Origin of the sequence: Listeria floridensis FSL S10-1187 (genome assembly GCF_000525875.1) — a bacterium.
In the GTDB taxonomy this organism is placed as follows: domain Bacteria; phylum Bacillota; class Bacilli; order Lactobacillales; family Listeriaceae; genus Listeria; species Listeria floridensis.
The window spans coordinates 1-23,236 of record NZ_AODF01000001.1 but is presented as its reverse complement, the minus strand read 5'-3'; the positions used below and the strand labels follow the sequence as shown (position 1 = coordinate 23,236).

Here is a 23,236-nt window from a genome sequence, read left to right as displayed (position 1 = left end):
CCAGAGTAAAGCTGTTAAATTTAACAACTTTACTCTGGAGGTTAGTTTTGTTCAGCTCAACCGAAAATCCTTTGGTGGCTCTACATGAAAGTGCATTTTTTTATCAAAAAACGGATGGAAAAGCTCGAGCTCTTTAGCATGGAGCAATGTGCGTTTTGCCCGGCTTATTCCGCCGTAAAGCCGGTCGCCGACAATTGGATGACCTATACTTGAGAGGTGAACGCGAATCTGATGAGTGCGACCAGTTTCAAGTGTTAGCTCGACAAGGCTCGTGTTTTCATTTTGATGCCACTTGAGCGGCGTCACATGTGTTATGGCCGATTTGCCGCCTTCGCTAACGCGCTGTTTATTTGGATGATGTCGGTCCGTTCCAATGGGCTTGTTAATCGTAAGCGGTTGTTTGATGCGACCTCCTGCGAGCGCAACGTAACGACGATGAATATCGCGATTTTCAAGCAACCAAGAAAAGGCGGCGAGACTGAGCGGGTTTTTGGCGAAAAGGACAAGGCCAGATGTTTCTTGGTCGAGCCGGTGAACGGCATATGGCGATGAGTTTGGGTCGTTTTTTAGGTAAAATGCTGCGGAATTTGCGAGCGTACCTGTCTCGTTCGGCTTATTTGGATGGGTTTTTACGCCGGCAGATTTGTTCAAGACCAAAATAAAAGCGTCTTCGTAGACGATATCAAGCGGTCCTTTTTCAGCCAAAGCGATGTTTTCATCTTGAAATGGGACTTCTAAGCGCATTCCGGCTGACAGTTTTTCATCCCAGTTCGGCTGTGATTTGCCGTCAAGTGTGAGCTCTTCTGACATCTTGAGTTCATGGCGCCGCTTCTTTCCTAAGTGAAAGGTATCGCGAAATAGTTCTGTCAAAGTCAGATGCTGCCACGCCGGTAAAATTTCGATTGTAAGCATTGTTTTGCTCCTTGCTTAAGAAAAGGCTGAAGCATCTTGAAAGCTCCAGCCTGATCAGTTTCTATTCTTCTTCGGACGTTTCTGCCGGTTTTTGCTGTTTGATGATTTCGAGATATTCAATGTGATGTGGTTCGGCTTCTTTTACACGGAAAATGTAACCATCATATTCAATTTCATCGCCAACTTCAACCTCGTAATTTTGTGTCAGGAACCAGCCGCCGATTGTGTCGACTTCTTCTTCCTCAATATCTGTCCCAAGAATGTTATTGACTTCGTCAATTAAAAGTTTCGCATCAACAATGTAATGCCCATCTTTAATTCTCCTGATTTCGGGGATTTCGTCTGCATCAAATTCATCACGGATATCGCCGACAATTTCTTCGATAATATCTTCAACTGTGACAAGCCCAGATGTTCCGCCGTACTCATCTAGCAAAATGGCAATGTGCGAACGCTCTTTTTGCATCCGGAACAGTAATTCTTTAATCGGAATGGTTTCAATCACACGAATAATTGGTTTGACGTATGGATCAATACCGAAGTTTTTATCCGAACCATGTTCAACATATGCCGATAAAATTTCTTTTAAATTTAAGACGCCGATAATATGGTCTTTGTCGCCATCTATTACAGGATAACGTGTGTAACGCTCTGTTTTCATTAAATCAGACAGTTCAGCAATGCTTGAACCGGCATCAATGGTAACGATTTCTGTCCGCGGAATCATGACTTCTTTTGCCATCCGCTCGTCGAAATCGAAAATCTTATTCACATAACGGAATTCCGATTGATTGATTTCACCGCTCTTGTAGCTTTCGCCAACAATGATACGGAGCTCTTCTTCAGTATGCGCAACTTCATGTTCGTTCGCAGGCTCTAAACCGAACAGCTTTGAAATAACAACAGATGATTCGTTTAATAGCCAAATGAACGGGAACATCACCTTGTAGAAATAATGAAGCGGTCTTGCAACGGCAAGGGCAACGGCTTCAGTTTTATCTATCGCAAGTGTTTTTGGTACAAGTTCTCCGACAACAACATGGAGAAATGTGATCAAAATAAAGGCAATTGCAAATGATAAAATAGTGACCGCAGAACTTGGAATATTCATCAAATCGAACAATGGATGAAGAGCTGCTTCAACCGTCGATTCCCCAAGCCAACCTAAACCGAGGGAACTGATGGTGATACCAAGCTGACATGCTGATAGGTAAGCATTCAGATGGTTATAAATATAACGAGCAAGATTTGCACGTTTATTTCCTTCAGAGATCAGTTGATCGAGCCTGCTCGGGCGCATCTTCACGATTGCAAATTCAGTTGCAACGAAAAATGCTGAAACGCCGATGAGAAGCGCGATGATTAAAAATTTAATGGTAAGTATCAATCGTAGGCCATTTACAGAAGAATTCCATAAATGGCTGCCACCTCCTAAGTTTTTGTATTAATAATGACTAGGAGCAGACCCGTTTTTTTGAGAAGAGAATCTTCCTAATGCGAGCGTGTCTGCTATATTGTGCGATGTCGAATTTTATTTTTAGTTGCTCAGCCCCATCAGAAAATCCCCCCTTACAAATTAGTTAAACTTATCTAAATTATAATGGACTTTGAAGCAGAAAACAATTAAATTTTATTTTTCAAAAAAAGGCTCAATATGCACAAGGGTATAGGCAGTTGGGAATTTAGTGCGTATCGCTTGCTCAATTTGTTCGGTAATTTCATGACTGCGGACGACATTTAGGCTCGCGTCGACACTAATCGTCAAATCAATCCAAATACGGTTGCCATTAAATCTTGCCTTAATATCTTTCACTTCCTTGACGTCAGGCACTTCACGGACGAGTTCATGGATGATATCGAGCTTTGAAACGTCGAAGCCGTCTGTTAAACTGTGAGCTGCATCAAAGAAGATTTTAATGGCTGTATATCCGATTAAAATACCAACAAGAAGAGCAGTAACGGCATCAAGCCAAGGAAGACCAACCATAGCACCAACAATTCCGATAAAAGCCCCAAAGCTTACATAAGCATCGGAGCGGTTATCAAGCGCGGCGGCTCTGACTGCTTGACTGTCGATTTTTTTCGCAAGACGAATGTTATAAAAATAAATCCCGAACATAAAGAATCCGGAAAACAAAGCAACGACGGCAGATAGGAGACTTGGCGCAGCAAAATCGCCATGAATCAAATTAAGAATGGAATTATAGGAAACTTCGAGACTGACGAGAAGCATGATAAAGGAAGCAACGAGTGAGCTGATTGTCTCGGTTCTTCTGTGGCCATATGCGTGATCGGCGTCAGGAGGAATGCGTGCAATCCGAAGACCGATTAAAAGGGCAACAGAAGCGATGACATCGGTTGTGTTGTTAAGTCCGTCAGCAAACAGTGCGTCGGAATGACCGAAAACGCCAACGCTGACTTTGATTACGGCAAGAAAGAGGTATGCGATAATACTTAAAAGTGCTGCTCTTTCGCCTTTTTTAATATCTTGATAGCCTTCCACTGTTTTTCCCTCCATGATAAAAATCTCTCCGAACGGGTTCGGAGAGTATAAATTAAACTTCGATAAAATGTTTTTTTTAATTGTTTGACGGCTAGTGCAATTTGATCACAGGCTTCTTGATAGACGGCCCACTTTGTTCCAAGCTCGCTTGCGTGTTCCGGATCTTTAATATCCCAGTAGATCACTTTATAATCTAAGGAGTTCGGGAAACGGGGCGCAAGCTCATACGCAGAGTCATAAATCGTTACAATCAAATCGGCTTTATCTAAAAGTTTTTGACTGGGAACATGTGATAGACTATTCGGTGGTTCGATTGCAAATTCGTGGAGTGCATCAGAAACGAAATGGGTTTCTCGAGCTTTGAGCCAAGAACCGCTAATAAAGGTTACGCCTGAGAGCTGCAATTTCTTGGCCCATGCTTCCGCAATGGAACTGCGAATATGCGATTGTGACAAGAAATAAATCAGTTTATTTGGCATTTTTAAATCCTTTCCGAGTTGTCTTTTATTGCAAGTTTTGTCGAAATCCGTTGTTCATACTTGTTGTGTACCCGAATAGTATTTTATGAAAACATTTATTTTTTGGGAAAGCAGAGGTTTAAAAAAATAAGGCTTAGGGCGGTAGAAAAAAAAATGGCAAATAGCGTAAAATGAGCATAGCCGTTGTTTGTTTTTTGCGCGGCTAATTTAAAAAGAAAGTTAGGAGATAAGTTTGGAAAATTTTAAGCAGCAGATTTTAAAATCGATCAAACAATTTTTCAGCTTTATCTGGAAATGGCTGGGTATTTTTTGGCGAAAGCTCAGACGGTTTATGAAGAATAAGCATATTATTAAATGGATGATTTTATTTGTTTTAATTGCGATTCTCGGATTTATTATTTACTTAACTGTCGTAGCCAAATCAGCGGATATCGATGCGCTTAAAAAGGGACTTGAAACGGCGACCATTGTCTATGACAAAGACGGAGACAAAGCGGGAGAACTTTCGTCAACGGACGCTACATTTGTTAAAATTGACAAGATTTCCAAGAATCTACAAAATGCGGTAGTTTCAATTGAAGACCGCAAATTTTATGAGCATAATGGGTTTGATATAAATGGGATTATGCGATCTGCGCTCGGACTTGTAAAAACCGGCGGAATCACTGGCGGCGGCAGTACGATTACACAGCAACTGGCCAAAAATGCGCTTCTCAGTCAGGAGCAAACTTTTACGCGTAAGGCAAAGGAACTATTTATGGCACGTGAAATTGAGCGAACGTATTCCAAAGACGAAATCCTTGAAATGTATTTGAACCGTTCTTACTTCGGTAACGGGGAATGGGGCGTTGAAAATGCTTCTAAAAAATACTTTGGGAAAAGTGCAGCTGATCTCACCGTTCCAGAAGCGGCAATGATTGCTGGGCTACTTCAAGCTCCGAGTGCTTATGATCCATATAAGCACCTTGACAAAGCAACGAAGCGGCGCAATATTGTCTTGAAAACGATGCAGGAAAATAATAAAATCTCGGAAAAAGAGTATAAGGAATACAGCACGACAAAAGTGGCACTTTCAAGTAAAGCGACTGATCCGCTTGCGAATAAGTATCCATGGTATGTTGATGCGGTCATCAATGAAGCGGTTAATGATGCAGATATTTCGCAAGATGAAATCATGCGGAAGGGTTATAAAATATATACCGAACTGGATCAAAACTATCAAACATCGCTCGAGAATACGTATAGTGACTCTAGTCTCTTTCCAAGCGCCGCAAGTGACGGCACACTCGTTCAATCGGGCGCCGTTTTAATGGACCCGGCGACAGGCGGAATTCGGGCGCTGATTGGTGGTCGCGGCGAACATACCTTCCGTGGATTTAACCGTGCAACGCAGATGCGTGCTCAACCGGGTTCGACGATGAAGCCACTAGCGGTTTATGTACCAGCACTTGAAGCTGGTTGGAAGGTCGACTCAATGTTGAAAGATGAAAAAACGACGTATAAGGGGAACTATACGCCAACCAATGTTAGCGGAACTTATCAAGGTGAAGTGCCAATGTATCAGGCTGTTGCGAATTCGATCAATGCGCCGGCTGTATGGCTGCTCGATCAAATTGGCATAAAAAAAGGAATGAAGTCGATTGAGAATTTTGGCATTCCGCTTGAAGATGGCGATAATACACTTGGAATTGCGCTGGGCGGCCTCAAAAAAGGAGCTTCTCCTGTTGAAATGGCGGCTGCATATGCAACGTTTGCGAATAAAGGTGTCAAACCGACTGAGGGTTATGTTGTTAGCAAAATTGTGGACCCATCCGGCAATGTCGTTTATGAACATGAGCCGGAAACGAAAAAAAATTATTTCTGAATCAGTTTCAGATGATATGACTTCAATGCTACTTGATGTAGTCAATACCGGAACAGGTCAAAATGCAGCGGTTGCGGGTTATGAAATGGCGGGTAAGACTGGGTCGACACAAGTGCCTTTTGATGATAAAAATGGAACAAAGGATCAGTGGTTTATTGGATACACCCCAAATCTTGTCGGAGCCGTTTGGATTGGCTATGACAAAACGGATGAAAGTCATTATTTAACAACGACAAGTTCGGAAGGGGTTGCAAATCTTGCTCACTATGTGATGAAGAGTGGGCTTCGTTATTTACAACCAGAAGACTTTGATACGCAAAGTGCTGCTCAAGAAACAGCAGCGAAAAAAGCTGAAGAAAAGAAACAGCAAGAGGAACAAGAAGGGTTTTGGAATTCAGTGAAAGAAAAGGCCGATGAAGCTGGCGACACCATTAAAAAAGGTGCGGATAAAGTAGTGGAGTTTGGCGGGAAAGTTAAGGATGGAGTCAGCGGTTGGTTTGGTTCCTTCTAAGAAAGTAAGGCGGGGAAACGAGAATTCCTCGCCTTATTTTTATGTTATAATTTACTTAGAATTCGATATAAAGGAGGGAAATACTTGGAACCTTCTATAGAGAAGCTGATTCGCAGTGTTTCGATTAAATTCAGAAGACAAATGGATGCGTATGTGGGTCAGTATCAATTGAACGGACAGCAAGCACGCTTGCTTCATGCACTTTACTATATGGATAACAAAGGAATGATTCAAAAAGAACTGCAGCCGATTCTTGGTACACGCGGTGCCAGTATTACGAGTATGATTCAAGGCCTCGAAAAGCGCGGGTTGCTTTATCGGAAAACAGGTAGTCGTGATGCGCGTGAGAAGCGTTTGTTTTTAACAGTGGAGGGCAAACGAATTGTGGAAGATATTAACTTGTTTTTACCGAAACCAGATGAAGAAATTACTGAAATACTTTCTGAAGCCGAGCAAAAACAGCTTTTTAAACTATTAAAGAAATTGAATGATGCTATTTATTGAGTTGACCGTTCATTTTTTCTGTTATACAATATATATAACAGATTAAATTTTGAGGGGGAAATCTCATGAAAATTGCAGGGATAGATATTTTATTACTGCTTCCAATTGCTGCTTTATACGTCATTCTGCTCATTGTCGCTCTTGTTGATCTGGTGCGGAATTGGCATGTTCGAAAGGCGCCTGTAGTTTGGCTTTTGGTCATTTTATTTATTAGCACATTTGGTCCGATTGCTTACTTTATTTTTGGAAGGAAAGAAGCATGACGACATTAGCGGTTCAAAATTTAACGAAAAAATTTGGTAGCAAGAAGGCTGTCTCGGCTGTTTCTCTTTCCGTAAAAGATGGGGAATGTGTGGCGCTCATCGGTCCAAACGGAGCTGGAAAGACAACGCTAATTAATATGCTCGTGCAAATTTTGAAACCGGACAACGGAACGATTCTGCTTGATGAAAAGCCGATTCATTTGTTGCGACAACAGATTGGCTATTTACCACAATATCCTTCGTTCTATGGCTATATGACGGCATTTGAATGCTTACGCTTTATGGGCAAACTTTCGAATATGAAGGGAAAACAGCTTGAGGAACGCATTATAGCGGTGCTTGAGCAAGTGGGGCTTTTGGATGAAGCAAAAAAGAAAATCGCTGGTTATTCTGGTGGAATGCGGCAGCGGCTTGGAATCGCGCAGGCCATTTTGCATAAGCCAAAACTGCTTGTGCTCGATGAACCGGTTTCGGCGCTTGACCCGATCGGGCGGCGCGAAGTGATCACGTTGATTGAAGCGTTGAAGTCGGAGACGACTATTTTATTTTCGACGCATATTTTGCAAGATGCAGCGGAAATTTGTGATCACATTGCGATGATGCGTCAAGGCGAAATTGTGCTTGATAGTTCACTTGATGCGATCAAGCAAAACGCCAGTACTTCGATTTTTGAAATTGAGTTTGTGCAAGACCCGGAAGCTTGGTTTGATAAAGTGAAGCAAAACGATAAATGGAACCGGGCGGAAAGAATCGGACATTTGTGCAGGTTTGATGCCAAAGAGCTTGTAACTGCGAGGGAATGGCTGCTTGCTGAAGCACTTAAATCAGGGCTTGATGTAGAGCGTTTTGAAAATATTCACGAAAGTCTTGAACAAGTTTTCATGAAGAAGGTGAGCAAATGAAGGCATTACTTGGAAAAGAATGGCTCGAAAGTAAGCGAACATTAAAGATCATCTGGCTTCCGATTGTGTTTATTATTCTCGGATTAACTCAACCGCTGTTAGTGAAATATATGCCTGAGATTTTGAAGGCAGTTGGCGGTATTGAAAATCCAGATGCACTCATTCAGTTGATGGGGCAACAAACGCCGGAAAGCATTCTCGGACAGACACTAGCATCTCAATATGACCAAATGGGGATTATTATTTTTGCGATTGCGGCAATGGGGGCAATTTCGGCAGATCGTTCGAGCGAAATGCTGGCCTTTATTATGACAAGACCTGTTCGAATGGCAAGCTACATCGGCTCAAAATGGATAAGCGAATTTGTAGCGGCTTTCAGTGTTCTCACGGCAGGTTACATTTTCTCGGCTTACTATACGTTTCTCTTGTTTGGCAAATTTAATATATGGCATGCCAGTCTTGCTTTTGGTATTTATTTCGTTTGGTTCGCCTTTTTTGATAGGTGTTGTCATTTTGTGTAGCGCAAGTTTTAAAAGTGGGGCAGCTACGGCGGGTATCACAGTCCTCCTTGGACTCATCTTAACAAGTATCACAGCGGTGGATGCAAAATGGCAAATGTTTAATCCGGCGTATTTAAGTAAAAATGCGGTTTATTTTCTTTCAGAGGGAAAAGGGCTTGATTATTTCGGGGTTTGCTTCGGGTTTACGATTTTACTGATTATCGGGTTGTTTTTTGCGACGTATTTTGTGATGAAGAAAAAACCGCTTCAGGCTGAAAATCACTAGAAAAAATGTGCTATACTGGTCAAAAGGAGTGGTTGTCCGTGGAAAGAATGGAAAAGGATACGTTTGGCGAAATTTCTGTTGATGCTTCGAAATTTTGGGGAGCACAAACGGAGCGAAGCCTCAGAAATTTTAAGATCGGCACGGATAAGATGCCGCTTGAAGTGATTGATGCGTTTGCATTTTTGAAGAAAGCCTGTGCGGCAGTGAATGCAGCGGAAGGAAAGCTCGATGAGGGCAAAAGAGCTGCAATTGCAAAGGCTTGTGATGAGATTATCAGCGGGAAGCTGGATGAACATTTTCCGCTTGTTGTCTATCAAACGGGAAGCGGCACACAAACGAATATGAATGTGAATGAAGTGGTAGCATATGTAGCGAAGGAGCAGAGCGGGCTGAATATTCATCCGAATGATGATGTGAATATGTCGCAGAGTTCGAATGATACCTTCCCGACAGCAATGCACATAGCCGCCTATCAGTTGATACATAAAATGCTTTTACCTGAGCTTGATAAATTTGAAGCGGTTCTAAAGGAAAAGAAAGAAGCGTTTATGGAAATTGTGAAAATTGGACGAACGCACATGCAAGATGCAACACCGCTTACGCTTGGTCAAGAAATCAGCGGTTATGAGGCGATGATCCGCCGCTCCAAGCAGTTTATTGAAGAAAGTTCTAAAGCGCTGCTTCCGCTTGCGATCGGTGGTACGGCTGTTGGGACTGGCATTAATGCTTCACGAAATTTTGGAGATAAAGTGGCAGCCGAGCTTCAGAAATTAACAGGTATTCCGTTTAGCTCGGATGAAAACAAATTTTTTGCACTGACAAGCCACAGCCCGCTGAATTATACTCACGGAGCACTTCGCAGTTTGGCTTCTGACTTGATGAAAATGGCAAATGATGTGCGCTTCCTTGCGAGCGGACCGCGGAGCGGGATCGGCGAGATTACGATTCCAGCGAATGAACCGGGTAGCTCGATTATGCCGGGGAAGGTTAATCCAACGCAAGCGGAGGCGCTTACGATGGTGGCTGTTCAGGTGATGGGAAATGATACAACGATTAATATGGCGAGCAGTCAAGGAAACCTTGAACTGAATGTGTATAAGCCGGTGATTATTTTTAATTTTATTCAATCGGTACGGCTTCTCTCAGACGGTATGCGTTCGTTCCGAATGCATACGCTTTACGGGCTTGAAGCAAATCGTGATGTTATCGAAACGAAGCTTGAAAATTCACTGATGCTTGTTACAGCACTTAATCCGCACATCGGGTATGAAAAGGCGGCACAAATTGCAAAAGCTGCTCATGCTAATGGAACAACACTACGCGAAGAAGCTGTTAAATCAGGGTTTTTGACTGGTGAAGAGTTTGATGAATGGGTTGATCCGTTAAAAATGACAAATCTTTAAGAAAAAGTCGGGAAAGTTTGCTTTCTCGACTTTTTGTGTTCAGACTTTAGAATGAAATTAGGGGAATGGCATTGTTGCGCGGCTGTTTTTGGCTTATAATAAAACCACTTTAAAAGGATGGTGCAAAAATGAATGTGTTTTTATCAATCATTTTAATGGCCTTGATCGGTGGTTTTATCGGAGCAATGACGAATTTTATTGCGATTCGTATGCTCTTTAGACCGTATCAAGCGATTTATATTGGCAAGTGGCGGCTCCCATTTACACCGGGATTGATTCCAAAACGGCGCGATGAACTGGCCTCGAAAATTGGAGAAGTTATTACGGGGCATCTGCTTACGGGCGATATGATTCAAACGAAATTGAAGGATGAAGGACTTCAAACAGGGATTGTGCAAACGGCTCAGGAGCTTTTTAAGGAAAAAATGGCGCTTGAAACAACACCTGATGAGCTGGCGGAATTAGCGGGTTTTGAAAATGGAAAAGAACGACTCGCAGATTGGGTTTCTGAGAAAGCTGCAAGTGAAGCAGAACGATTTTTGGCGGAGAAAGAAAATGAGGAGCTTAAGTCGATCGTACCGGAAGCGCTAGATGCTTATTTGGTGAAAAATGTGCCGGATATTTCTGAGATGGGAATTGATCGGGCTTCTGCCTATGTCAAAAGCGAGGCTGGGGGTAATCAAATTCGAGTGATGCTGCAAACTTTTTTTTGAGCAGCATGGCAAGATGGGCAGCTTTGCAAAGATGTTTTTGAACTTGGATACTCTTACGGAAAAAGCGCAAAGCGAACTTGAAAAAATGCTGCTTCGACCGGAAATGAAGGTAACCATTGAAACTATGCTTGTGGCAGAGTGGCATCATTTGCTGGATAAGAAGCTCGCGGATGTGCTCTCGGAGGAAAAGAAAGCGGAACTGTTGATGCAGATGAAAATGGAAAGCCGTGCTTTTCTTGCAGGTGAGAAGTGGCTCAATCGGCCGCTTCAGGAAAATTTGGCGAAATACCAAGTTCAAATTTCAGACCACATCATTCCGTATGTCGTCGAACGGCTGCTAGACTTTGCATCGAATCATAGCGCAGATATTTTGAATCGGCTCGAAATCGCGGCGCTGATCGAAAAACAAATTTCGACTTTTTCTTTGGCAGAAGTAGAACAGATTGTTGTCGATATTTCCGGAAAAGAGTTAAAAATGATCACCTATTTGGGTGGATTTCTTGGCGGATTAATAGGAATTATTCAAGGGATTCTGGCGATTTGGATGTAATGCCTAGCTTCTCTTTTCCAGTTTTGTTATAGTAGAGGAAGAAATAATTTAACTTGTGGAGGATTAATCAATGAGCGAAAATATTTATGATTTAGCACATGGTTTGGAACGCGGTATTCGCGAAACAGAAGAATTTAAGGCGCTTCAAGCTGCTTATGCAGATGTAAATAGTGATCAAGAAGCAAAAGAAAAGTTTGATCGCTTCCGTGAAATTCAAGTAACAATTCAAGAAAAACAAATGACTGGTCAAGAAATTGACGATGAAACGGTTGATAAAGCTCAAAAAATTGCGGAAGAAGTACAGCAAAATGCTGTGATTCTTGCGTTAATGGAAAAAGAACAAGCGATGAGCACGATTATTAATGATTTGAACCGCATTATTATGATGCCACTCCAAGATCTTTACGAAGTCAAATAAGTTTAGTAAAAGCACTTGCTTCTTCAGTTGACCTGAGGAAGTAAGTGCTTTTTTGTTGCGCAATTTATAGGAGTGCCTTTTTAGACTGAAAAATACAGATGACGAAAAACACATGCAAGTCCGTATTACAACGTCTGCATGTGTTTTAGAATTTAGATAGAACGTATCGTTTTTATTTTTATAAATAAGCCTTTGCTTCCATCTCGTAAGCGAGTTCTTTCGCTTTTTGCAAGATTGGCGAAGCGGTAGTTTCTGTTATTTTATCAAGCGGCAAAAACAGGAATTTTTGCGGCGGTTCTTTTTCATCGGCCCAAATTAATGAAATAGGCTGTTCTTTTGAAAAATTTAAATCTACTAGAAATAAAGCGCAAACTTGATGCAATATTTTTTTTGCCTTTCATGTTGTGGTCGACTAAGAAATCAAATGTACCCATACTTTTAATTCTTTCAGGAAAAGCATCATACCCCCGTAAATGCCTTTTTAATGCGTCATGCAGCATTTCTTCTTCCATCAGGAAGCCTCCTGGTAAATCATACTTGTGTTGGAAAGCTCCGTTTTGGCGGATCACAGTAAATATTTGCTGATCTTTTACGAAGAGTGCGTAGACCCCAAAAGATTTATTCCAGTTCTTCATGTAGTTTCCTCCCTAGCTATCTCCTTACTATAATTTTATCATAAAAGAAGTTAGATTGAATAGATCATTTTCACGCTTGCCAAATATATTCTGACTGGTATAATTAGAACATATATTCGATTTGGAGGCTTAATGGATGACGAAAATTCGTTTTTTACATATTGCCGATCTGCACTTAGATAGTCCTTTTGCGGGGCTGAGTTTGCTTCCAGAAGAAATTTATAGCGAGCTTCAAGATGCTGCCGCAAGATCGCTTGGAAAAAATAATTTCACACGCGATTTCTGAACGAGTTGAATTCGTTTTAATCGCTGGTGATATTTATGATAAGGAAGATCAAAGCATTAAAGCGCAAGTCCAATTTTATAAGGAAATGAAGCGGCTTGAAGAGGCTCGAATTGATGTTTTTCTCATTCATGGGAATCATGATTTTCTAGAACAAGAGCGAGATAGATTGGAACTTCCGAAAAATGTTCACACGTTTTCAAGTGATGTAAGCTGTGTGCCGTGGCAAAGTCCTACTGGAACAAAGATCCATTTTTACGGATTCAGCTACGATAAGCGTCATATTCGTGAAAATCGACTTGGGGACTATCGTAAACACGGTGATGCAGATTTTCATATTGCTCTTTTGCACGGCTCGGAGGAGACAAAAGCGAGCGAGCATGATGTCTATGCGCCATTTGGACTGAAAGAAATGAAACAAAAAGGTTTCGATTATTGGGCACTCGGACACATCCACAAACGTGAAATTCTTTCAAGTCAGCCGGGAATTTATTACCCGGGAAATATTCAAGGACGAAGCAAGAAGGAAACGGGAGCGAAAGGTGGAACGATTGTTGAACTTTCCGAGATGGGAGCAACCTTCTCTTTTTTTGAAACAGCGCCTGTCATGTGGGAAAAAAAGCAGATTGTTTTGGAAGGAAAAGCCGACCGGACGGAGATTTACCGCGCAACAGATGAGCTGTTTCAAACTTATCGGGATACGCTTTGTTCCTATGTTATCGACCTTGAGATTGTAACAGAACAAGCATCAAAATTTGATGCGGATGAGTGGTTGCAGCTTTTTGAAGAAATGCGAACTGAGAGTCCTTTTGTTTGGATAAATACACTTCGGTTCATTGAGAAAAATCAAGCTGTTTCAGATAAATGGTATCAAGGTCAGTTTTTAGCGGATGAATTGGATGCTTCTCTGGCTGAATTAATGGAAGACGAAACGTTTTTTTAAAACAATCGAGCCGCTATATTTTCATGCTGGATTGCGCAGGTATTTGGCGGAAATTGATTCTGAAAAGAAAGCCGTACTTTTGAAAGAAGCAGTTAAGCGCCTTGGGGAAGTCTATCATGAGGTAGAGGAGGCAGACAGATGAGAATCAGTGCAATGGAAATTATCGGATTCGGTAAGTGGTCAAATGCAAAATTTGATGGCTTTTCGGACTTTCAAATGATTTTCGGTGAAAATGAAGCTGGAAAGTCAACGATGATGGCATTTATTCATAGCATATTATTTGGATTCCCTGTGCGGCAAAGTCAGAATTTGCGTATGGAACCGAAGAATAAAGGGGCTTATGGTGGAAGAATTACACTTCAGGATACTGTATTTGGCACGGTTGTCGTGGAGCGCTTGCGTGGTAAGTCGGCCGGAGATGTGGCACTCTATTTGGAGGATGGGACGGTACGCGGGGAAGCGGAACTAAATGAGCTTTTAAATGGAATGGATCGCGGAATGTATGAAGCGATATTTTCATTCAACATTCATGGGTTGCAACAAATTGGGCAACTGAAGCAAGATGAATTTGAAAAATATTTGCTCGCAACTGGTAGCTCAGGTTCGGATACGCTGCTTAGAACAAATGACGAACTGAATAAAAAATTGGAAAATCTTTTTAAGCCAAGCGGGAAGAAGCCCCAAATTAACCAAGTCCTAACAAGCGTAAAGAAGCGTCATCAGGCATATCTTTCTTCCAAACAAAAAAAATGAAAATTATGCGACGATCGTAAAAGACTTAACGTTTTTAACGGAGCAAGATGAGGAGCGGCTTGAAGAAAAACGCGGGGTACTCATTGAACTCGCAGAACTTGAACGTGTAAAGGAGAAATGGCCGTTATATGCGGAGCGGGAAGCACTCTTAAAGGAACTTCAGGATGAGACAGACTTTCCGCCGGATGGGCTTTTGCGCTATGATCAGCTCGCGCAGCGATTCAGTGAGCGAAATAATGAAAAACTTCAATTTGAAGAACGGCGGAAAAGCCTTTCAATAGAGAGGAAGCAATCACTTGGGCTTGATGAAGAGGAAGCGAAAGCGATTGAGCAACTACTTGAAACGTATCGGGTTTATAGAGAACGTAAGGAGCAGGAACAGGAACGAGAGTTTGAACAGGGTAAGCTAAACAGCGGATTGAGTTTTAAAGTGGATACATCTCTTTTGCCACGACTTCAAAAATTGCTTGGTAAAGATGCTGATGAAATTGCTGAGCGACTACGTGAGGAGCAAAAACAAGTTCAAGAATTGCAGTTTGATGTACAGCTTGAGAAAAAAGAAGAAGCGCGGGTTCAACAAGAAATTGATGAACTTGAAGCTGTGATGTGGCCAAGAAGTGAATATCAAAAGCATGAAGCGGAACTGGGCAAGGCTGAAAAGGCAGCGGCGCAGCCGCTGCCTTTCGCCGTTTTGTATCTTGTTTTCGGTGCAGGGGCTGCTATTTTTTGGCCAGGAATCTGGACGTATCTGCTTGCAATCACGAGTTTTATTGTGCTTTTGGCGGTAATGTTTGTGCGGAAGCCGAAACAAGATAATCATCAGGCGCAGACGGCTTTTGAAGAACAGAAGCGCTACCGGGCAAAATGGAAAAATTTGCTTGGGAAATTGGATGCGCTCTTGTTAGGACTTGCCGAACGAGAAGGAGCGCTTGAAGCGGCAGAAAAAGAGCTTTTACGTCTTGAAGGGAAAAGGCAGGAATTTTATGCGGAGCTTGGCGTTAGTCCGCAAGGCGAGTTTGAAGCAGACTTGGCGCGACTAAGGGAAGACCAGTTTAAACTTGAGCGCAGTCAGGATCTTGCGGAGAGAAGTCGAACCGGGCGCGCATTTTTACAAAAGTGGGAAGCAGATTTGGGGGAATTCGGCGAGCTTTCGGAAACGCCGGAGGAAAGTGTGGCGGTTTTGCGGCAAAAACTTGCGGTTTATCGTGAAAACATGGCTTTTGCAGCTAAAAATGAAGAAAAATTAGAGCAGGTTGAAGCCGAACTGGATTTAGCGCTTCGTGATTTGCGGAAAATGCAGGAAGAAATGAAGCAGTTACTTGATGAAGCTAGTGCAGAAACGGAAGCCGATTTTCGAGCTAAAGGGTTTCGAGCAAAAGAGCTGGCCGCGATTCGCGAACGATTTACGCTGCTATCGGCTCAAATTCCAGAAACACTAAAGTTTAAGGATTATGAGGCTTTTGCAGCTTTGAAGGAGCGGGAATTGAAGCTTCGTGAACAGCTTAGTAGGCTGGAAAGCGAGCAAGTAGAATTTGAACGCAAGCGCGCGGAAAAACGCCATGAGCTTGCAGTTCTTGAGGAAGGCGGAACGTTTTCCCTTTTAACACAAGAATTTTATATGGAGCGTGATAAACTGCAAGGATTAGCGGATGAATGGATTATTTTGAAGCTGGCACAGCAGTTGGTTGAAAATACGGTTGGTCATCTCCAAGAAACTAAATTTCCTAAGGCGCTAGAGCTGTCGTCAAATTACTTTTCAAAACTGACAGGCGATCGCTATCAGAAGGTAATGTTTAATGAATCGAAGCGGCTCGAAGTTTTAAGAGAAGATAAGGTGATCTTTAAGCCAGAGGAACTCAGTCAAGCGACAAAGGAACAGCTTTATTTGGCGGTTCGGCTGGCTTTAATTGAAACGATTGCTGAGGATTATCCGTTGCCGATCGTAATTGATGACGGCTTTGTCAATTTTGATGCGCACCGGTTAGAACTTTTAATGGAGCTTTTGAAGTATCGGAAAACGAAGAACCAAATTTTGTTTTTTACGTGTCATAAGGAAACTAGCAAATATTTTTCCGATAACGCAGTACTCATGCTATACTAAAGAAAAGAACTCTGAAGCAGAGAAAGTAGGCGATCTGAATGGATAAAAAATTATTGCTGCATGATGTTGGAGAAAGTGTTGATCTATTTTTACTGATCAAATCCAGCACAAAAGGAATCGCAAGCAACGGAAAACCTTTCTTGACATTGATGCTGCAAGATAAATCGGGTGAAATCGAAGCAAAACTATGGGATGTGTCTGAAACGGATGAAACAGCCTATGCGGCGGAACAGATCGTCCATATTGCTGGTGAAATTCAAAATTATCGGGGACGCAAGCAGCTTAAAATTAGACAAATTCGGCTTGCAACACCGCTTGATAACGTAAGTGCGAGTGAGTTTATGGAGACCGCTCCAGTGGATAAAGATGAAATGTCGGATGAAATTACGCAATACATTTTCGAAATGAAAAATGCAAACTTGCAGCGAATTACTCGTTCGCTGATTAAAAAGTATCAGGATGCTTTCTTTGAGTATCCTGCAGCAGTTCGTCATCATCATGAATTTGTATCTGGGCTCAGCTTTCACGTTGTATCAATGCTTAGGCTCGCAAAATCAATTTCAGATCTTTATCCACATGTGAATCGCGACTTGCTTTACGCGGGTGTCATTTTGCATGACCTTGGAAAAGTAATCGAACTTTCCGGTCCGGTATCCACAACCTATACACTGGAAGGCAACTTAATCGGCCACATTTCCATCGTCGTGGAAGAAGTAAGCAAGATGGCAGATGAGCTTGGCATTGATGGGGAAGAGGTTGTCGTATTGAAACACGTTCTGCTTGCTCATCACGGCAAAGGCGAATGGGGCAGTCCGAAGCCGCCGCTTGTTCGTGAAGCGGAAATTCTGCATCAAATCGACTTGATGGATGCTACGATGAACATGATGGATAAGGCACTGCGCCACACTAAACCAGGAGAGTTTACTGAACGGGTTTTCGGACTCGATAATCGCTCGTTTTATCGCCCGAGTTTTGACGAAATGTAAAACCAACACTTCTTGCAAGCAGCTGATCACGGAATGATTTTTTTAAAGCAGCTTGTAAGAAGTGTTTTTGTTTGGTTAAAACTGGAAGATTCGGGTAAACTTATCGTGCTAGACAAATTTTTGAAAAATGGGGGATGGGAATATGGCGAATTTATACCCATATTTAAATTTTGAGAACACAAAAGAAGCACTTGAGTATTATGAAGAAGTTTTTGGAGCAACGAACATCATGCGAATGCCTGTAGAAAAAGAACAAGCGAAAAATTTCGGAATGCCTGAAATGTCTGATGAAGCGCTTGCCAATACAACGATTCATGGTGGTTTTACAGTTCTTGGAGCAAATCTATTTTGTTCGGATAGTTTTGGCAGAAAGCTTGAAAGCGGGAATCAAATTTCGATTATGCTTGATGTGAACAGTGAAGATGAAAAGGCGGCTAAAGAAGCGGATGAATTTTTCAGCAAAATTGCTGCATCCAATACGGTAGATGTCAGAATGCCGTTTGAATCCCAGTTTTGGGGCGGAAAAATGGGCGAATTTGTTGATAAATACGGCATTTCATGGATGCTTCATTCTCAGCCTTATTCAAAACTTGGCATGTAAACTGGAGCGTCTGATGAAAAACCGGCTTGATCACTAGTGAAAATGTTTAATATTTATTTCATTGGATAAAAAAAGTCAGCCTGATTTTTCAGGCTGACTTTTTTTATTATTTGCTGCTTGAAGATTTACTTGAAGAAGTGTAGCTGCTGAAAGCATCTTTCAAGTCTTTATCTTCTACTTTAATACCTGCATCTTTATAAACTTTTTCCAAAGTTTTTTGCATGTTTTCTTGTGTTACTTGAGAAGCAAGATAAGCTGCTTTTACAGCTTTTTTGTCTTTTTCAAACGTAGTTTTTGAAGCTGGTTTTTCCATTTGAATGATGTGGTAACCATATTGCGATTTCACAGGAGCACTGATGTCGCCTTTTTTCTTAAGGGCATAAGCTGCTTTTTCAAATGCTGGGTCCATTTTTCCAGGTCCGAATGCTGGAAGAAGACCGCCATCTTCTTTTGTGCTTGTATCAGTTGAATATTCTTTAGCTAAATCAGCGAACTTACCACCATCTTTAAGTTTTTGTTCGATTTCTTTAGCTGTAGCTTCCTTTTCAACTAAGATATGACGTACAGTGATATCTGGTTGCCAAGTCTTGTAGTACTCTTTTAGAGTTTTGTCATCTGTTTTGATGTCTGCTTCAGTAGCTTTTTGAACAAGCATGTTGTACTTGATATTTTCTTTGAAGCTGTCTTCAGTTAAGCCACTTTGTGCTAAAACTGATGAGAATTGATCGCCATATTGATCTTTATACTCTTTTACTTTAGCGTCGATTTCTTTATCAGAAACCTTGTATTTCTTTTCAAGAACTTTTTGGAAAGTCAATTGTTGAACCGTTTGACTACCATATTTGTCCTTCATTGCCGTATAAAGTTCATCTTTTGTGACGTTCCCGTCATCCGTTTTTACTACATCTCCGCCATTACCGCAAGCTGTTAATCCAACAACTGCCATCGCAGAAACAATCCCTAATGCTGCTTTCTTTTTGATATTCATTAAAACATACACTCTCCTTAGTTGATTGAGATAACCTCTTTAATCCTATCATATCATAACATAAAAAGAAGTAAAAAAAAGAAAATATGTCAAAAATTTAATTATTTTCTCATTTACATTCCATTTAATCCGAAATTAAAATCGAATAACCGCGCTTCGCATCTTCAACAAAGCAGTTTTTAGGTAAGTTCCTAAGATTATTAGCGATAATAAAATCCGGATAACTCATTCCAATATGGGCTGCCAGCAATATTAAAAATACTGGTGAATTCCAAATGGGAATGAAAAGTGCCCATAACACAAGCAAAGCTAAAATGAAGAAAAACGGAAATAATAATGAAAATAAATAGTAGCCTTTCGGAATTACACTTTTTACACGAACCTGGATACAAGGTACGATGTAAAACCGACGGATAAGATTTATTTCCATGCCGGAACGATACTTGAACGAAGCCAAAATATGCAGTCCTTTATGAATCGGGTAAAGCAAGACAAGCCCTAAAAAGGCGATCCCATTGTATTTTGGAGAAAATTCTCCCGGGACGAAAAAGTTGTGAATCAGGAACAAAAGGCAAAGCATGAAAAACCAGCTTAAAACTCCCTTTAATACGGCACGATGATAAGCATCACGACGGTCTGTATTCACAGATTTCAAGCAGCGCATGATCACGTTCCTCCATTTTTAGATCAGTTTGTATTTGTATTGTATGCCGTCTTTTTATGGATTTCAACCCTTTTTCGTAAAAAAGAATAAAATATGTCGGAAATAAGGCGAATGAAATAACAGCAGAAAAATGATGAAGAAATGAGAAAACGCCAAGCTTCAAGTCGAATAGAAGCTTGGCGTTAAACTTATTTATTGTCTTTTTTCAAGGTTTTTTCAAGATCAGAGATAGTCCGTTGCATATCTTTAATCTCATCTTTCAAACGTTTCTTTTCAGGTTCCATTTCTTCGTTCCACTTGGAAACCGATTCCATGATATCGCTTGATACATCTTTGATTAATGTAGAGCCTTCAGAACTTAGTACTTGTACAGATTGCATCAGCTCATTTGCATTATATGCAAGTTCCTTTAGGATGACAGAAGCTTCACCCGATTTTTCGATAATGTCTTGACGAAATTCTTTTCCAGATTTCGGCGCGAGCAAAATTGAAGTGACAGCACCGGTAGCGGCGCCGATAAGTGCTCCTAAAAATAATGATTTTTTATTCATGAATTACCAGCTCCTTCGATTGATAACAGCTCTTTTACAATTATGAATGCTAGAGATGTGCTTTGATAGCCTCAGCGCGGGCTTTAAAATCTTCGGCGCTGTAAGTATTGGAATTGTCTTTCCATTTAAAGCCAAAATCATCCTTGTTTTTCGAATAACGTGGAATTAAATGGACGTGATAATGAAAGACGGTTTGAGAAGCGACTTCTTCATTGTTGTTTATTACATTCAAACCTTCAAGCGGAAACGCTTCTTTTAAAGCACCTGCAATTTTAGGAACACGTCGGAAAATTTCCGCGGCAGTTTCAGGCGGCAAATCAAAAACGTTGCGTACATGCTTTTTAGGGATGATAAGTGTGTGTCCTTTTGTAACTTGACCTAAGTCAAGGAATGCAAGGACTTCATCGTCTTCATAAATCTTTTCAGAAGGGATTTCTCCACGAATGATCTTACAAAAAATACAATCTTCCATAGCAAGGCCACCTTTCTATTATTTCAGAATGTCTCTTCTTTTAATTTACCATAAAAAAAAAACGAAAAGCATGTAATTGTGATAAATAATTATGAGAAGTTTATGGGTAAATATGCTATTATTAAAATAGCCCAATTAAATTATAAAGGAGGCTGTGACTGGAATGTCCATACTAGAAGTCGAACATTTAACAGGGGGATACACGAAGCGCCCTGTCTTAAAAGATATCTCTTTTGACATTGAAGAAAAACAAATTATCGGTTTGATCGGTTTGAATGGTGCAGGAAAAAGTACAACGATTAAACATATTACGGGATTGATGCAGCCGAAAGAAGGCAAAATACGGATCAATGGTCATGAACTGACAGAAGATGTGGAACAGTATCGTTCTCAATTTTCTTACATCCCAGAAACACCCGTTTTATACGAAGAATTAACGCTTTATGAGCATCTTGAACTGACTGCGATGGCTTACGGACTTTCTGAGGAAGAGTTTAAAACGCGGATGAGTCCACTCCTAAAAGAGTTTCGTTTAGAGAAGAAACTCAACTGGTTCCCTGCACATTTCTCTAAAGGGATGAAGCAAAAAGTTATGATCATGTCGGCTTTTTTTAGTTGAGCCGAAGCTTTACATTATTGATGAACCTTTTGTCGGACTCGATCCACTGGGAATTCAATCGTTACTCGGCTGGATTCGCGAAATGCGGGATAAGGGCGCAAGTATTTTGATGTCGACGCATATTCTTGCAACGGCTGAAAAATATTGTGATGCGTTTATTATTTTGCATCAAGGCGAAATCCGTGCGAAAGGAACGCTTTTAGAACTGCAAGCACAATTTGGGATGGACGGGGCATCTCTTGATGAGATTTATATCCAACTAACGAAGGAAGAGGAAGCTGATGAAGAAATTTGACAGCATTACTCTCTTTAAAAAACGATTCAGTTCTTATACCGATGAGTTGAATAAATATCTCCGTTATATGTTCAACGATCACTTGCTTTTTGTGCTGATAATCGGTATTGGGGCGGGCATTTTTTTACTATGCTGACTGGGTGAAACATATTCAGCCGTCTTTCCCAGCCGTGCCTTTAATGGTGGTACTACTTACAGCTTCCCTTTGTTTTGCTTCGCTTGTGACGCTACTTAAACGACCGGATACGGTCTATTTGATTGTGAAAGAAACAGAAATGTTAAAGTACTTTGAAAGGGCAAAACGAATAAGTATTGTGATGCAAAGCTATCTGTTTGCGATCGTATTATTAGTTTGTATGCCGATGTACACAGCAGTGACAGGCTTTCATTACAGCCGCTTTATCGGACTCTTTATTATGCTTCTTCTTGTTAAAGCCTGGAATGTTTATGCGGGTTTTGAGACCGCTAAACTTGATAATAATGATACAACATGGATGTTTGTGCGCGTGCTTATCAGTGCACTTGCCATTTACTTAGTCCTTGCGTTTTCGTTCATTTGGACGATTCCGGCTGTGCTTGTTTTGCTTGGCGGAAGTTACTACATTATCCGTGGACTAGCAAAAGGAAAGACACTTCGATTTGAATATTTAGTAGATAAAGAAGAAGCGCGCATGAATCGCTTTTATAGACTTGTCAATTTGTTCACCGATGTCCCACACTTGAAAGGAACTGTGAGACGACGTGCGTATTTGGATTTTCTTTATCGGCCGATTCCTTATGCGAAGCGCAAAACTTTTGCGTATTTATTTAGCCGTACGTTTGTCAGGACAAATGAGTATGTAGGTCTTTATGTAAGGCTGACAGTAATAGCCTTGATTTTATTAATTTTTGTTCAAGGCTTTTATTTGAACATAGTTTTTTCATTGTTATTTATCTATTTAACTGGCTTTCAGTTTATACCAATGCTGCGGCATTTTGACGGACAGATTATGCTCAAGCTGTATCCGATTCAAGATCATTTCAGAAAGCGTAGTTTTATTCACTTCATTCGAATTTTATTAGTCTTTCAGGCGATTCTATTCGGCATCATCGGAATTGCACAAAATGGATCAATCGGTGGTTTAGTCATTCTTGGTGTGAATCTTGCGTTTGTCGTAGTTTTTTCATTCTTGTATATTCCGTTTCGCGTTAAAAAAAATGTATCAATAGACGTAAAAAAAACCGATCTGCCCCGCAGGGCAGATCGGTTTTTTTACGTCTATTGATACATTTTTTTAACGCGAAACGGAATATACAAGAATGAAAAAACTACGACAAACGCAAGATTCACACCAAGAATGACTAAACCACCGATTGATCCATTTTGTGCAATTCCGATGATGCCGAATAGAATCGCCTAGAAAGACTAATAAAATTCGAATGAAGTGAATAAAACTACGCTTTCTGAATGATCTTGAATCGGATACAGCTTGAGCATAATCTGTCCGTCAAAATGCCGCAGCATTGGTATAAACTGAAAGCCAGTTAAATAGATAAA

Annotated in this window: 23 protein-coding genes and 5 pseudogenes; 18 read left to right on the top strand and 10 right to left on the bottom strand. The window is 41.0% G+C overall.

Features of this window, described 5'->3' with window-relative positions; genetic code table 11:
* Nucleotides 1-51 precede the first annotated feature (51 nt).
* The 4 genes and pseudogenes from MFLO_RS00115 to MFLO_RS00100 all read right to left on the bottom strand — a co-directional run.
* On the bottom strand, nt 52-912 hold the full coding sequence (locus MFLO_RS00115) for an RluA family pseudouridine synthase (RefSeq protein WP_036095439.1): 861 nt from the start codon (nt 910-912) through the stop codon (nt 52-54).
* Between the two features lie 61 nt (nt 913-973).
* Nucleotides 974-2,299, bottom strand: a complete 1,326-nt coding sequence (locus MFLO_RS00110; protein WP_036095437.1) for a hemolysin family protein — start codon at nt 2,297-2,299, stop codon at nt 974-976.
* A gap of 243 nt (nt 2,300-2,542) precedes the next feature.
* Complete coding sequence (locus MFLO_RS00105; protein WP_036095435.1) at nt 2,543-3,415, bottom strand: cation diffusion facilitator family transporter; 873 nt, start codon at nt 3,413-3,415, stop codon at nt 2,543-2,545.
* A 74-nt stretch (nt 3,416-3,489) separates the two neighbouring features.
* Nucleotides 3,490-3,894 (bottom strand): annotated as a pseudogene (locus MFLO_RS00100) (low molecular weight phosphatase family protein); the annotation flags it as partial.
* A 232-nt stretch (nt 3,895-4,126) separates the two neighbouring features.
* Here MFLO_RS00100 and MFLO_RS00095 point away from each other — a divergent pair.
* The 10 genes and pseudogenes from MFLO_RS00095 (at nt 4,127) to MFLO_RS00060 (ending at nt 11,808) form a co-directional block, all read left to right on the top strand.
* Nucleotides 4,127-6,269: pseudogene (locus MFLO_RS00095) on the top strand (transglycosylase domain-containing protein).
* Between the two features lie 84 nt (nt 6,270-6,353).
* Entirely contained in the window at nt 6,354-6,773 is a 420-nt protein-coding gene (locus MFLO_RS00090) for a MarR family winged helix-turn-helix transcriptional regulator (RefSeq protein ID WP_241433476.1), read from the top strand.
* A gap of 65 nt (nt 6,774-6,838) precedes the next feature.
* Complete coding sequence (locus MFLO_RS00085; protein WP_036095432.1) at nt 6,839-7,036, top strand: PLD nuclease N-terminal domain-containing protein; 198 nt, start codon at nt 6,839-6,841, stop codon at nt 7,034-7,036.
* Nucleotides 7,033-7,938, top strand: a complete 906-nt coding sequence (locus MFLO_RS00080) for an ABC transporter ATP-binding protein (protein ID WP_036095431.1) — start codon at nt 7,033-7,035, stop codon at nt 7,936-7,938. The genes MFLO_RS00085 and MFLO_RS00080 overlap by 4 nt, the downstream gene beginning before the upstream one ends.
* Nucleotides 7,935-8,459: an ABC transporter permease subunit gene (locus MFLO_RS00075; protein ID WP_241433475.1), complete on the top strand. Its 525-nt coding sequence runs from the start codon at nt 7,935-7,937 to the stop codon at nt 8,457-8,459. The genes MFLO_RS00080 and MFLO_RS00075 overlap by 4 nt, the downstream gene beginning before the upstream one ends.
* Nucleotides 8,452-8,724 (top strand): hypothetical protein, encoded by a 273-nt coding sequence (locus MFLO_RS16105; RefSeq protein WP_241433474.1) that lies wholly within the window; start codon nt 8,452-8,454, stop codon nt 8,722-8,724. Before MFLO_RS00075 ends, MFLO_RS16105 begins: the two co-directional genes overlap by 8 nt.
* A gap of 38 nt (nt 8,725-8,762) precedes the next feature.
* Entirely contained in the window at nt 8,763-10,127 is a 1,365-nt protein-coding gene (gene fumC / locus MFLO_RS00070; protein ID WP_036095429.1) for a class II fumarate hydratase, read from the top strand.
* A gap of 128 nt (nt 10,128-10,255) precedes the next feature.
* Nucleotides 10,256-10,840, top strand: a complete 585-nt coding sequence (locus MFLO_RS16685; RefSeq protein WP_277619751.1) for a DUF445 domain-containing protein — start codon at nt 10,256-10,258, stop codon at nt 10,838-10,840.
* 13 nt (nt 10,841-10,853) lie between these two features.
* Nucleotides 10,854-11,390: a DUF445 family protein gene (locus tag MFLO_RS16680; RefSeq protein ID WP_277619750.1), complete on the top strand. Its 537-nt coding sequence runs from the start codon at nt 10,854-10,856 to the stop codon at nt 11,388-11,390.
* A gap of 70 nt (nt 11,391-11,460) precedes the next feature.
* On the top strand, nt 11,461-11,808 hold the full coding sequence (locus MFLO_RS00060; RefSeq protein WP_036095427.1) for a YlbF/YmcA family competence regulator: 348 nt from the start codon (nt 11,461-11,463) through the stop codon (nt 11,806-11,808).
* Nucleotides 11,809-12,110: 302 nt separating this feature from the next.
* On the opposite strand, the gene MFLO_RS00055 is transcribed toward MFLO_RS00060, so the two are convergent.
* On the bottom strand, nt 12,111-12,443 hold the full coding sequence (locus MFLO_RS00055) for an NUDIX hydrolase (protein WP_036095425.1): 333 nt from the start codon (nt 12,441-12,443) through the stop codon (nt 12,111-12,113).
* Nucleotides 12,444-12,579: 136 nt separating this feature from the next.
* Between MFLO_RS00055 and MFLO_RS16100 the strand changes: the two genes are divergently transcribed.
* The 6 genes from MFLO_RS16100 (at nt 12,580) to MFLO_RS00035 (ending at nt 18,110) form a co-directional block, all read left to right on the top strand.
* A complete protein-coding gene (locus tag MFLO_RS16100) occupies nt 12,580-12,729 on the top strand; it encodes a hypothetical protein (RefSeq protein ID WP_241433473.1) in 150 nt (49 codons plus the stop codon).
* On the top strand, nt 12,698-13,669 hold the full coding sequence (locus tag MFLO_RS00050) for a metallophosphoesterase family protein (protein ID WP_241433472.1): 972 nt from the start codon (nt 12,698-12,700) through the stop codon (nt 13,667-13,669). Before MFLO_RS16100 ends, MFLO_RS00050 begins: the two co-directional genes overlap by 32 nt.
* Nucleotides 13,670-13,807: 138 nt before the next feature.
* Nucleotides 13,808-14,422, top strand: a complete 615-nt coding sequence (locus MFLO_RS14360) for an AAA family ATPase (RefSeq protein ID WP_051993334.1) — start codon at nt 13,808-13,810, stop codon at nt 14,420-14,422.
* A gap of 193 nt (nt 14,423-14,615) precedes the next feature.
* On the top strand, nt 14,616-16,523 hold the full coding sequence (locus MFLO_RS00045; RefSeq protein WP_051993332.1) for an AAA family ATPase: 1,908 nt from the start codon (nt 14,616-14,618) through the stop codon (nt 16,521-16,523).
* Nucleotides 16,524-16,561: 38 nt separating this feature from the next.
* The gene (gene yhaM, locus MFLO_RS00040) at nt 16,562-17,509 is read left to right on the top strand and encodes a 3'-5' exoribonuclease YhaM (RefSeq protein ID WP_036095423.1); all 948 of its coding nucleotides are present in this window, start codon (nt 16,562-16,564) and stop codon (nt 17,507-17,509) included.
* A gap of 142 nt (nt 17,510-17,651) precedes the next feature.
* Nucleotides 17,652-18,110, top strand: coding sequence for a VOC family protein (locus MFLO_RS00035; RefSeq protein WP_036095420.1), 459 nt, complete (start codon nt 17,652-17,654; stop codon nt 18,108-18,110).
* A gap of 106 nt (nt 18,111-18,216) precedes the next feature.
* On the opposite strand, the gene MFLO_RS00030 is transcribed toward MFLO_RS00035, so the two are convergent.
* The 4 genes from MFLO_RS00030 to MFLO_RS00015 all read right to left on the bottom strand — a co-directional run bounded on the left by MFLO_RS00030 (nt 18,217) and on the right by MFLO_RS00015 (nt 20,785).
* Nucleotides 18,217-19,092 carry a peptidylprolyl isomerase gene (locus MFLO_RS00030; RefSeq protein ID WP_036095964.1) on the bottom strand — a complete coding sequence of 292 codons (876 nt, stop codon included), beginning with the start codon at nt 19,090-19,092 and terminating at the stop codon, nt 18,217-18,219.
* 130 nt (nt 19,093-19,222) lie between these two features.
* On the bottom strand, nt 19,223-19,762 hold the full coding sequence (locus tag MFLO_RS00025; RefSeq protein WP_036095418.1) for a metalloprotease family protein: 540 nt from the start codon (nt 19,760-19,762) through the stop codon (nt 19,223-19,225).
* A gap of 188 nt (nt 19,763-19,950) precedes the next feature.
* Nucleotides 19,951-20,313: a YtxH domain-containing protein gene (locus MFLO_RS00020; RefSeq protein ID WP_036095416.1), complete on the bottom strand. Its 363-nt coding sequence runs from the start codon at nt 20,311-20,313 to the stop codon at nt 19,951-19,953.
* Nucleotides 20,314-20,362: 49 nt separating this feature from the next.
* Complete coding sequence (locus tag MFLO_RS00015) at nt 20,363-20,785, bottom strand: HIT family protein (protein ID WP_036095415.1); 423 nt, start codon at nt 20,783-20,785, stop codon at nt 20,363-20,365.
* Nucleotides 20,786-20,948: 163 nt separating this feature from the next.
* On the opposite strand from MFLO_RS00015, the pseudogene MFLO_RS00010 reads away from it, so the two are divergent.
* Together MFLO_RS00010 and MFLO_RS00005 are read left to right on the top strand one after the other, a co-directional pair.
* Nucleotides 20,949-21,699 (top strand): annotated as a pseudogene (locus tag MFLO_RS00010) (ABC transporter ATP-binding protein).
* Nucleotides 21,686-22,964, top strand: a pseudogene (locus tag MFLO_RS00005) (ABC transporter permease). Before MFLO_RS00010 ends, MFLO_RS00005 begins: the two co-directional pseudogenes overlap by 14 nt.
* Here the strand turns inward: MFLO_RS00005 and MFLO_RS16095 are convergent.
* Nucleotides 22,958-23,236: pseudogene (locus MFLO_RS16095) on the bottom strand (ABC transporter permease); the annotation flags it as partial. The pseudogenes MFLO_RS00005 and MFLO_RS16095 sit on opposite strands and share 7 nt — an antisense overlap.